12 protein-coding genes and 1 pseudogene are annotated in these 10,269 nt (G+C 62.9%); 12 read left to right on the top strand and 1 reads right to left on the bottom strand.

The window, feature by feature from the left end; genetic code table 11:
• The 10 genes and pseudogenes from AUL28_RS23110 to AUL28_RS21395 form a co-directional block, all read left to right on the top strand.
• Positions 1-367, top strand: a pseudogene (locus AUL28_RS23110) (hypothetical protein); the annotation flags it as partial.
• On the top strand, positions 367-2,046 hold the full coding sequence (locus tag AUL28_RS21435; RefSeq protein ID WP_062236913.1) for a terminase large subunit: 1,680 nt from the start codon (positions 367-369) through the stop codon (positions 2,044-2,046). The pseudogene AUL28_RS23110 and the gene AUL28_RS21435, both read left to right, overlap by 1 nt.
• Before the next feature lie 161 nt (positions 2,047-2,207).
• Positions 2,208-3,317 carry a phage portal protein gene (locus tag AUL28_RS21430; protein ID WP_244493597.1) on the top strand — a complete coding sequence of 370 codons (1,110 nt, stop codon included), beginning with the start codon at positions 2,208-2,210 and terminating at the stop codon, positions 3,315-3,317.
• Positions 3,318-3,328: 11 nt separating this feature from the next.
• A complete protein-coding gene (locus tag AUL28_RS21425; protein ID WP_306302772.1) occupies positions 3,329-3,790 on the top strand; it encodes a head maturation protease, ClpP-related in 462 nt (153 codons plus the stop codon).
• 450 nt (positions 3,791-4,240) lie between these two features.
• Entirely contained in the window at positions 4,241-4,516 is a 276-nt protein-coding gene (locus AUL28_RS21420) for a hypothetical protein (protein ID WP_156420133.1), read from the top strand.
• Positions 4,510-4,770, top strand: coding sequence for a hypothetical protein (locus AUL28_RS21415; RefSeq protein ID WP_062236904.1), 261 nt, complete (start codon positions 4,510-4,512; stop codon positions 4,768-4,770). Before AUL28_RS21420 ends, AUL28_RS21415 begins: the two co-directional genes overlap by 7 nt.
• Before the next feature lie 256 nt (positions 4,771-5,026).
• A complete protein-coding gene (locus tag AUL28_RS21410; protein WP_062236901.1) occupies positions 5,027-5,311 on the top strand; it encodes a winged helix domain-containing protein in 285 nt (94 codons plus the stop codon).
• Positions 5,311-6,000 (top strand): hypothetical protein, encoded by a 690-nt coding sequence (locus AUL28_RS22910; RefSeq protein ID WP_156420132.1) that lies wholly within the window; start codon positions 5,311-5,313, stop codon positions 5,998-6,000. Before AUL28_RS21410 ends, AUL28_RS22910 begins: the two co-directional genes overlap by 1 nt.
• Positions 5,885-6,610 (top strand): hypothetical protein, encoded by a 726-nt coding sequence (locus AUL28_RS21400; protein WP_192843514.1) that lies wholly within the window; start codon positions 5,885-5,887, stop codon positions 6,608-6,610. The genes AUL28_RS22910 and AUL28_RS21400 overlap by 116 nt, the downstream gene beginning before the upstream one ends.
• A complete protein-coding gene (locus AUL28_RS21395; RefSeq protein WP_062223116.1) occupies positions 6,603-6,923 on the top strand; it encodes a hypothetical protein in 321 nt (106 codons plus the stop codon). Before AUL28_RS21400 ends, AUL28_RS21395 begins: the two co-directional genes overlap by 8 nt.
• Positions 6,924-6,953: 30 nt before the next feature.
• Here the strand turns inward: AUL28_RS21395 and AUL28_RS21390 are convergent, their stop codons facing one another.
• On the bottom strand, positions 6,954-7,562 hold the full coding sequence (locus AUL28_RS21390) for a hypothetical protein (protein WP_062223114.1): 609 nt from the start codon (positions 7,560-7,562) through the stop codon (positions 6,954-6,956).
• Positions 7,563-8,112: 550 nt separating this feature from the next.
• Here AUL28_RS21390 and AUL28_RS21385 point away from each other — a divergent pair.
• Together AUL28_RS21385 and AUL28_RS21380 are read left to right on the top strand one after the other, a co-directional pair.
• Positions 8,113-8,346 (top strand): hypothetical protein, encoded by a 234-nt coding sequence (locus AUL28_RS21385; protein WP_062223113.1) that lies wholly within the window; start codon positions 8,113-8,115, stop codon positions 8,344-8,346.
• A 211-nt stretch (positions 8,347-8,557) separates the two neighbouring features.
• The gene (locus AUL28_RS21380; protein ID WP_082640626.1) at positions 8,558-9,823 is read left to right on the top strand and encodes a phage major capsid protein; all 1,266 of its coding nucleotides are present in this window, start codon (positions 8,558-8,560) and stop codon (positions 9,821-9,823) included.
• Positions 9,824-10,269: the final 446 nt, after the last annotated feature.

Here is a 10,269-nt window from a genome sequence, read left to right as displayed (position 1 = left end):
CCCGCCCCGCCCGCCCGCCCCGAAGCGCGTAAGCGATCCGTCCGACGCCGTGCAGAGGGGCCGGGATCTGGCCGACCGCATGCTGGACGAACTAGACAGCGTGACGTCCCGCCAGGGTGAGCTCGAAGACATGATCGACGAGGCGACGGCCGGTGACGAGAGTCCGCGTCGCCGCGACGCGATGATGCGAGCGGTGTCGCTGCCGATGCGAGCGAACACGCTGAAGACGATCGCGCAGGCGCTGAAGACGCTGGCGGAAACGAACGCGCCGGAAGGCAAGAAGGCGCAAAGGCAGGCGGAGGCCGAGGAAGTGGGCGGCCTGTTCGCCGCGCCTCCGCCCCCAGGTAAAGGGTTCGCGGTGAACTGATGGAATGGTCGACAGCCTGCCCCGATTGGGAGAAGCGGATTGTCGCCCGCCAGTCGCTCATCGCGTCCCCTCCGCTTTTTCAAGACCAGGCCGATGCCGCGCTGCACATCTTCAAGCAGTTGCGCATTGTCGATGCACCGGGATCGCCGACCTTTGGCGAGGCCTGCGGGCAGTGGGTGTTCGATTTCGTCGCCGCGATCTTCGGGGCGTACGATAAGGACGAGGGCGAGCGCCTGATCCGCGAGTACTTTTTGCTCATCTCCAAGAAGAACTCGAAATCGACGATAGCTGCCGGCATTATGCTGACGGCGCTCCTTCGCAACTGGCGCCCGTCGAATGAACTTCTGATCCTCGCGCCGACGATCGAGGTCGCACAGAACTCGTTCAAGCCCGCTGCCGACATGGTGCGAGCAAACCCAGAACTGACCAAGCTATGCCATGTGCAGGATCACCTGCGCATGATCACGCACCGGCGGACCAAGGCGAACCTGAAGGTGGTCGCCGCCGACAACAACACGGTGTCGGGCAAGAAGGGCGCTTTCGTGCTGATCGACGAGCTATGGCTCTTCGGGAAGCGCCCGCATGCCGACGCGATGCTGCGCGAGGCGACCGGCGGTCTCGTGTCGAGGCCGGAGGGCTTTATCATCTCGCTCTCGACGCAGAGCGACGCCCCGCCGGCCGGTGTGTTCAAGGCGAAGCTGGACTATTTCCGGGACGTCCGGGACGGGAAGATCGACGACCCTCGAAGCCTCGGGGTCATCTACGAGTTCCCGAAGGCGATGCTGGACCGGGACGAGCACCTCAACCCGAAGAACTTCTACATCACCAACCCGAACATGGGCCGGTCGGTGCGCGAAGACTGGCTCGAGGACGAACTGCGCAAGGAACTGGCGAAGACACCGGAAACCCGGAACACCTTCCTCGCCAAGCACCTGAACAAAGAGATCGGCATGAACCTGCGGTCGGACCGCTGGCCCGGCGCCGATTTCTGGGATGCCCGCGAAGACGAGGCCTTGGCCTTGGCGACGATCATGGACCGCTGCGAGGCGATCGTGGTCGGCATCGACGGTGGCGGCCTAGACGATCTGTTCGGGCTGGCGGTGATCGGCCGCGAGATCGGAACGCAGAACTGGCTCTGCTGGGCACACGCCTGGTGCCACGAGGGCGTATTGGAGCGGCGCAAGAGCATCGCTTCGCAACTCCGGGACTTCGAAAGGCTCAAGGAACTGACCATCGTCAGCGACAAGCTCGACGACGTGTCGGAGATCATCGAGATTGTCGAGACCATCAAGACGCGCCGGCTTCTGGCGGCCGTGGCGGTCGATCCGGCCGGCCTTGGCGAACTGGCCGATGCGCTCTCGACGATCGGAGTGACAGCCGACGAAGGGCTGCTGATCGGCGCGCCCCAGGGCTACGGCATGATGAACGCGATCAAGACGGCCGAGCGCAAGCTCGCCAGCGGAACGCTGCTCCACGCCAAGAGCAGCCTGATGTCGTGGTGCGTGTCGAACCTGAAGATCGAGCCGACGGCCACCGCGATCCGCGCGACGAAACAGAATGCGGGCGATGCCAAGATCGACCCGGTGATGGCCTTCTTCGATGCCATCGTCGTCATGAGCAAGAACCCGCAGGTGGCGGCATCGTCTCCCTATGAGAGGCGTGGAATTCGGATGGTGTGATGGGCTTCTTTCAACGCTTATTCGGTGGGGCGGCGCCCGAGCCGGCGCGCTCCTCGCCGAGAGCGGAAGGGAGCGGCGTCGTCTTCCAGGACATCAATGATCCTGCATTCCTTGAATTCTTGCGGGGCGGGGCGGGGCTCTACGGTGATGGCCCGATCAACTTGGCCCAGGGCCTCCGAAACCCGGCCGTCTTCCGATGCGTGACGCTGATCTCGTCGGCCATCGGCATGCTGCCGCTGCATCTGATCGACGACGCGACCAAGGAAACGGCCGGCAATCATCCGCTGGATCGGCTCCTGCATCGCCAGCCGAACAGCTGGCAGTCGGCCTTCGACTTTCGGAGCCTCATGCAGCTGCGGGCCTTGGCGAAGGGGGACGCCTATGCCTTGGTGGTTCGCGCCCGCGATATCGCGACCGGCCGAGAGAAGATCGTCCGTCTGGTACCGCTCGATCCCGACCGGATGACGCCGAAGTTCAACGAAGCGACCTGGGAGGTCTCCTACGAGTACCGACCGAAGGCCGGTGGGACTCGGGTCTTTTCGGCCCGGGACATCTTTCATCTGCGTGGCCAGTCGCTCGACGGGGTGCGGGGCATTTCCCTTGTGCAACAGGCGGCAGATTCGATCCGGCTCGCCCTCGACGCCGAATTGGCGATGCGGAACGTCTTCAAGAACGGCAGCTTCATCGGCGGCACTTTGGAGACGCCGAACGAACTGTCGTCAGAAGCCTATGACCGGCTGACCACATCCTGGCAGGCGCGCCATACCGGCGTCGCGACAGCCGGCTCTACGCCGCTCCTCGAGGGTGGCACGAAATACAATGCGGCCGGTCCTTCGGTGAAGGATTCGGAGGCGAACGCACTCCGGGGACGGCAGGTCGAGGAAATCGCCCGCGTCTTCGGCGTTCCTCGCCCGCTCCTGATGGTGGACGAGACGAGCTGGGGCTCGGGCATCGACGTGCTCGGCCAGTTCTTCGTCCGTTTCGCGCTCAATCCCTGGTTCGAGGCGTGGCAGCAGGCGATTGAGCGGACGCTTCTCGAAGACGACGAGAAGGACCTCTTCTCGGCCAAGTTCAATTATGGCGCCCTGATCCGCGGTTCGATGAAGGATCAGGGCGAGTTCTTCGCCAAGGCGCTCGGCGCCGGTGGCCATCAGGCCTTCATGACGCCGAACGAGGTGCGCGACCTCTTGGATATGCCGCGCCATGCCGACGGCGACGATCTTTCCAATCCGATGATGGGCCACAACGGTGGCCCGCAGCTCGACCCTTAAAGGAACCCGACATGCGCAAGCGCATCATGCCCCGCGTCATGGCACAGGCCCGACCGGGCGCGATGCCCCTGCCGATCCGACAGGACGTCCACGCTTTCACCAAGCCGGAGGTGTTCGACCGCTGGGGGCAGAACGCGGCCGGCATCCGCGCCGTCGCCTACGACGACAATGTCATCACCATGTTCGACAGCATCGGTGAGGACTACTGGTCGGGTGGCGGGATCACGGCCAAGAAGGTGACCTCGCAGCTGCGTGGGATCGGGGACCGTCCGGTCGAGGTGCATATCAATTCGCCGGGCGGCGACATGTTCGAAGGTATCGGGATCTTCAACGTGCTGCGCGAGCATCCCCAGCCGATCACCGTCAAGGTGATGGGCATGGCGGCGTCCGCTGCGTCCGTCATCGCCATGGCCGGCGACACGATCGAGATCGGCGCGTCGTCCTTCTTCATGATCCACAATTGCTGGGTCTAGGCGTCAGTGGGTCGGCCGAAAATCGGATAAAAATGATATAAAACAATGGGATAGGCCCGGTTCGGATTTCCGAAGCCGGGCCGTTTCATGTTCCGGGCTGATACAGGATGTACCAGCAAAAACAGTGACATAGCATGTCGCCGCGCCGCACGACCGCGCGACCGTGACGCAAGAGATGACGCAAGAGGAGTAGGGCGTGACGCACCAAGAAGCTGAAAACGAAGCGGACTTGATCCATGGTGTTAGGGCCATCGGCGTCTTCCTTGGGCTGACCAAGAGGAAGGCCCAACATTGGCTCGACACCACCGACATGCCGGTAATCCGAACTGGGCGCTCTGTGAGCGCGAGGCGTTCCGCTCTGCGCGACTGGCTCGCACAAAGGGAGGCGAGAGGGGGAGCCAAGTCGTCGGAAGAATGCCTTGCCGCGCGATCGAATACCGGGGCGCGGTGATGAGCTATCGAATGGTGCATGTGAGCCCCTGCCTTCGCATGAAGGTCTCGCGCCACTTCCAGGGGGCCGAAGCTCGCATCCATGTTGCGCTGGACGGCCGGCCAAACGGGAACGAGATGTTCACGCCTGCACAGTCCCTCAACGTCGAGCGCCGGCATCTACCTTTGCTGATCGCCGCGCTTCAGGCGGTCTATGACGACACCCGCACCGACAAGCGCCCGCGCCGGCCGGTCCGCGAGAACGAAGACGGCACGCCGAAGGGGGACGCTTGGTGAGCGAGAACCGGAAGCTTCTCGAGACCGTCCCCAAGTACGGCAGGCGCGAAAATCGGATCACGTTCCATACGCAGTGCGGCGATCCTGAAATTCGCATCGATGACGCGCCGACCGGCGACAGTCCCGGCCCGGTGCATTTCATCGCCTTCCACTTCAAGCTTGCGCGGGAAGTCGCTTATGCGCTTCTTTACACAGCCTACAAGCTCGACGCTGCCCGCAAGCGTCAGACACCCGAGGGACGGCCGTCGCGCTGAGCGGCCATCCTGGGCCATCTGTGGCCCCTCCGAATGCCACCCGAGAGCATATGGTGCCCGAGCCTGAATTCGGCCGGCGCAACACTTCCTGACCTCCGCCGCCGATCGGCGCGCGTCGAACGCTTTGGATCGAACCCATGAACACGATGAACCCGCTCGCTCGGGGCGATGGCGCACGCCCGCCCGCCGCCCGCCGCCGCCGATGCGATCCCGCCCGCGCCGTCATCGGCCGGCCGGCGCACGAAGGGCAAACCCGATGAGCCGGCGCACGCTTCGCGTTCTGGTCGGGGACGCGGCGGAGCCCGTCAACATCGTCGGCCGTGACGCCTGGGCGCTCGAAGCCCTCCTATCGGCCGGCATGATCGGTCTGACGCCCATCGATCGGCCGGCCCCGCGCTGGTCGCACTACATCTTCAAGCTTCGGGGGAAGGGCATTCGCGTCGAAACGATCGAGGAAGCGAACCGGGGCGAATTCAAGGGAACGCACGCCCGGTACGTCCTTCGCTCGCCAGTGACGATCCTTGAGGACGTGAAGGGCTGATGCGTGTCAACGCCGACATGGTGCGCAGGCTGGCCGCCCTGGGTCTGTCTGCCGACCAGCTTGCCGGCGTGGTCTCCGTGATCGAGGAAGAGGCCGAAACCCGGCTGGCCGCGAAGCGCGAGGGAAACCGGGTTCGGCAGGCCAGAAGCCGCGCGTCACGCTCTGTCACGCGTGACAGTGATGGTGTCACGCGTGACCCCCCTTCCCCCCTGCAAAAAGAAAGTTTCCCCCCTTCACCCCCCTTCAAAGAAAAACACCCCCCATCCCCGCCATCACCTGACGGTGATGGAGACGGTACAGCGCGGGCGAAGCGCGGAACGCGGGTGGACGGGTTCGAGCCCGATATCGCCCTCGCGGTCGAGATGGGCCTCGCGCCGGATCGTGCTCGAAGCCAAGCTGCGCGATTTCTAGACTTCTGGCGCGGCAAGCCCGGCAAGGATGGCGTGAAGCTCGATTGGGCTGCGACCTGGCGCAACTGGGTCCGCTCCGAGATCGAGCGCCGGGGCCGATCCCCTCCGGCCGGTCGCCAGCCGCCAACCATCGACCATTCCCCCAACGAGAGAGGCCACGGCCATGGGTCCGCTGATCCCGACGCCATCGACGCCGGCAGCATGTTCGCAGAGGAAGCCGAGCGCCGCCGCCGGCAATTCGCTGAGCGCCGCAATCGAAGCACGCACCATCCGCCTTGATGCAGGCGCTTACGCCTATCCGGCCGGCCGGGGCCTCACGCAGGCGGAGCGCCGCACCATCGCCCACACCATGGCCGACATTGCCGGCCGGCTGGCGCAACCCGTTCCCGAGGACGGCGGGCAGATTGTCGCGTGGGTGGCGGGGCAGGTTCACACCTCGTTCAAGGCGCGGGACGTGAGCGCGACCAAGCAACAGACCTATGACGGGTTCCTCATCGCGCTTCCCGGCCGATCCGAGCCGGCCGTTCGGGAAGCCGTGCGCCGGCTGTTGCGAGACGAGGCACCGCCCGAGCTATCGCGCACCTTCGCGCCGACGCCGGCCGAAGTGTCAAAACTGACCCGTTCGATCGAGGGCGAATGGCGGCTTGAGCATGATCGGCTCGCCTGGCTCGTGGGCCTGCCCGAGGTGGAGTTGCCCGAGCCCGAGCCGCAGCCGACGCCCGAGGAAATGGAGCGAGTGAGAGAGCGTGTCCGCCGCCTGACGGCCGGCGCTGCCTCACGCCGTGGACTGCCGCCGATCGAAAGCACGGGCGCGCACGCTCGCGTTGCCGAGGCGACGGAGGCGAGGAAGAAGGCGCGGGCAGCAAGCGAGACCAGCGCTCATGAATGACGCGCCCGGTGCATCACGCTTCTACGCCTACCGGATGCCGCGCTCGAAGATCCTCGAAATGAACATCACGAAGGAGAAGGCGCGCCGCCTCGTCGCCTGTGGGGTGTTCCCGGCCCGCAGCATCTGGATACCCGGATGCGTGGGCGAGGGGGAGCGCCCCGACATTGGCGACCTCTTCGACGCTGACGAGACGTGGCAGCCGGCGCGCCGCATCCTGTCGAAAGCTGAGAAGCTGGCGCGCGAGCAAGGCGCGATCGAGCGCGACCAACTCAACCGCTTCGAGCCAGAGCGCCGGGCCATTTGGGAAATGTAGGCACGGGGCTCTGCATCCAACGAGGTCTAATCAGAACGCGCCGTTCGGCTGCCCCACCACGCATTCACTAATGGGAGTAGGTGCCGTTGGACTTTTCCATGGATAGTAAACTGGGTCGAGTAAGCACATGAGAGAGAATATGGGGGAAGCTAAAATCCATATAAATGCGAGCCGCGAGGGTTTTTCGAACATAGGCGCGATAAGATACCTGATGGTGAGGTCGATAAATAATACTTCTGTACTGTAAAAAAGTGCCATAAAGAGAAACGCCCGATCATCGTTCACAATGACGGAAAGGAGCGAGACCCCTATGAATGCGCCAAAAAGCGCTGCCAAAGCGTCTTCAGCCCATTCGCCAATCTTGGCGAGAAAGCGTCTACCTGCCTTGGTCCAAGCAAGGAAAAACGCAGAGATGCACCAGTTAGCAATAAGGAGACGTGCGAAGGTGAAATCCACAAACGCCGCATAGTTTTTTGAAAATGCGCGACAGTCGAATAGCGCTGGTGTTGCCCACAGTTCGAACAGATATGAGATGCTGATCGTGATGAACGCGAAAGCACCGAACGACACCCAAATGGTGAAGAGCTTCCCATATCGCGTCTCCAACGTTTCGGTAACGACTGAAAGAAGCAGTTTCACACCTTCCACCTATGATGCTCATACTAGGTCCTTGCTCGAGATGGATTGTGAAGCGGTAACGTTTCGATCTGGCTATGCCTCTTGTCGGTTTAATTCCGGGGCAGCGTGACGCGTAGCCAGCCCGCGGCCCATCAGTTGCGCCCCCAATTCAAGCACGGCCGCTTCCCTGGCATCGCATGACTGGTGCGATAGTAGGATTGAAGGCGCTGGCGCGGCGGGCAGTCAGAGATCCGCTCCATAGGGGAGGAGGGGGCATCCAAAGTATCCAGCCCGAAGGGGGGCTGAACCGCAGGGGATCCCATTCGCAGAATTAATCCCCCTGCACGAAAACAGGGTGCGTACTTTCGATTTGCGTACCTGCGATACGGCCCGAAACCTCTGCTCAATAAGGCTTTGCCTTGGTGCGCATATCGGTACGCACCTTTTCCCCTGCGTACCTCCCAGACCACGCGTAGCCCGTAGGCCCTGAGAAACAGGGCGGTACGCACTCATTGGGGTGCGCACCTGCTGCGCGCCTTCCGCTTACTCAAACAACGAAAGGGGACCGGCTATGGCCGAACGTGAACCCGAAAACACATCGCAGGATTGGGCGCAGGAAACAGCGCTGGCATTCCTCGAGCGTACGACGAACGCGTGGTTGGCGCAGGGGCTCCCCCGGAGCGTCATCGCGAGATCGATGGTCGCTTGCGGGGCGGCGCTGATCGAGCTGGAAGACGGGCCCGGCTCCGCCGCTGAAACCCTGCAGTTCGTCGCCTCCGAGATGACCCAGGCGCGGGGCAACTGACCCCATTTGCCTCGGGAGCCGCTAAGCGGCATAATCAAGCAAGTTGGAATTCATGGGTACGCCGGGCGCTGCCGGTGAATTCCAAAGCATGAGGGTACGCCAGGCGCTGCCCTGAGACGCCGTTTCGCGATGCTCGCTATCGCCGGTCTGTCTCCCCTCGCACGCCAAAAGCGCGCGGACCTTCTTCAATTTCCGAATCCAAGGAGGGCTTATGCGCCCGGAAATTTCCACGCGCGGCTTGGCTGCGCTTTCTGCCCATCTCCACTCGCGCCCGGCTGCCGTTTGCATCCCGCCTCGTGCCGCTCCTGACCCGGTGAAAATGTCGGTCGAGCTTTTGGAAGCCTTCGAGGCGTTCAAGGGAACCGTCGATAAGCGGTTCGGCAACTTTCAAGCTTCCCTTGACGGCATGACCGAAAGAGCGGCAGCGTTCCATTTGGGTGGCGGCATCATGCCGGATACTGGCGCGCTCGGCCCCGCGCCTGACCCGGCATATACACAGTCGTTCATCGCCTATGCGCGATCCGGCATGGATCAGATGCAGTTGCAGGTGGCGAACCGCGAAGGCGAACGCCAGCGTATCAACGCTGCCATGTCGGCCGGTGTGAACGAGGCTGGCGGGTATCTCGCACCTTCGGAATGGGACCGGCAGGTGCGGAAGGCGCAGCGCGCGGCCAGCCCGTTCCGTCAGATCGCGAACGTGGTGGAAACCTCCGTCCGCGCCTACTCAACGATCTGGAATTCGGGCGCGTGGGGCTCGGGCTGGGTCGGGGAAACCGCCCCCCGCCCCGAAACGGCCACGGCGGCACTCAAGCCCATTACCTTCCCCCATGGCGAAATCTATGCGTTCCCGATGGTGTCGCAGCAGCTGGTGGACGACGCCGACTTCAAACTCGAAGAGTGGTTCACGGCCGAACTTGGTTCCGAATTCGAGCGTCAGGAAGGTATCGCCTTCATTGCCGGCGACGGCTCGAACAAACCGCGCGGGTTCCTGACCTACGTTGCCGGCGGCGTCTCCGAAAACGAGCATCCGGGCGGCCCGATCGCCACAACGCCGAGCGGCAACGCCAGTGCCGTCACGCCCGATGCCTTGATCAAGATGGTCTATGCTCTGCGCTCCCCTTACCGGCAGGGCGCGACCTGGCTCATGAACTCCAACAGCGCGTCGGCCATCTCGCAGTTCAAGGATGCGGGCGGAAACTACCTCTGGCGTCCCAGCATCATCGAAGGCCAGCCCCCTACGTTGCTGGGTTACCCGGTTACGATCGATGAGAACATGCCGAGTATCGCAGCGAACACGCTGCCGATCGCCTTCGGCAACTTCCGGCTGGGCTACGTCATCAACGATCGGACGGGTATCCGCATCCTCCGCGATCCATTCACGGTCAAGCCGTACGTCGGCTTCTACACGACGAAGCGCGTCGGCGGCGGCGTGATGGACCCGAACGCGATCCTCGTCATGAAGGTGTCTGCCTCCTGATGTGAAGCCGCCCCGGTGCCCTGCCATCGGGGCGGCTTTTCCATTTTCCAGCGTCGAGCCGACGCGCGGCCGGTGTCACTTCACAAGGGGCACGATCGAACGACAAACCTTATCGAGGTCGCCTCCCAAAAGATCGACCAGTGTCCCAGGCTTCGAGAAATGCCACCCACCTGATCATCAAAACGCTGCCCATTGAGCAGAAGGCGGCAGCGCATACTAAGTAATTGCGCAGGGCCCGGTGCTATATGTTCGAGCAACTCAAGAACAAGAGGGGGCTGCACCCATCAGGCTAGATCATGAACGAGCGGATGGTTGCCGATTGATTGAATTAACAGATGTGTGAACGAAATTATATCGCCGTGCTAAGCGCCGCATTCAATTCGATATAGAGAATATTATACTTGTTTAAAATGAAATCTTCAAATCGATTTACGCATCTAAGTCTG

Source organism: Aureimonas sp. N4 (assembly GCF_001463925.1).
Taxonomy (GTDB): Bacteria; Pseudomonadota; Alphaproteobacteria; order Rhizobiales; family Rhizobiaceae; genus Aureimonas; species Aureimonas ureilytica_A.
Note: the sequence above shows the minus strand (reverse complement) of the source record. Positions and strands in the feature narration are given on the sequence as shown.

Excerpts from the sequence above, each read along its gene's own strand:
- AUL28_RS21435 (WP_062236913.1), top strand. The coding sequence starts at position 367 with ATGGAATGGTCGACAGCCTGCCCCGATTGGGAGAAGCGGATTGTCGCC.
- AUL28_RS21425 (WP_306302772.1), top strand. The coding sequence starts at position 3,329 with ATGCGCAAGCGCATCATGCCCCGCGTCATGGCACAGGCCCGACCGGGC.
- AUL28_RS21420 (WP_156420133.1), top strand. The coding sequence starts at position 4,241 with ATGAGCTATCGAATGGTGCATGTGAGCCCCTGCCTTCGCATGAAGGTC.
- AUL28_RS21410 (WP_062236901.1), top strand. The coding sequence starts at position 5,027 with ATGAGCCGGCGCACGCTTCGCGTTCTGGTCGGGGACGCGGCGGAGCCC.
- AUL28_RS22910 (WP_156420132.1), top strand. The coding sequence starts at position 5,311 with ATGCGTGTCAACGCCGACATGGTGCGCAGGCTGGCCGCCCTGGGTCTG.
- AUL28_RS21400 (WP_192843514.1), top strand. The coding sequence starts at position 5,885 with ATGGGTCCGCTGATCCCGACGCCATCGACGCCGGCAGCATGTTCGCAG.
- AUL28_RS21395 (WP_062223116.1), top strand. The coding sequence starts at position 6,603 with ATGAATGACGCGCCCGGTGCATCACGCTTCTACGCCTACCGGATGCCG.
- AUL28_RS21385 (WP_062223113.1), top strand. The coding sequence starts at position 8,113 with ATGGCCGAACGTGAACCCGAAAACACATCGCAGGATTGGGCGCAGGAA.
- AUL28_RS21380 (WP_082640626.1), top strand. The coding sequence starts at position 8,558 with ATGCGCCCGGAAATTTCCACGCGCGGCTTGGCTGCGCTTTCTGCCCAT.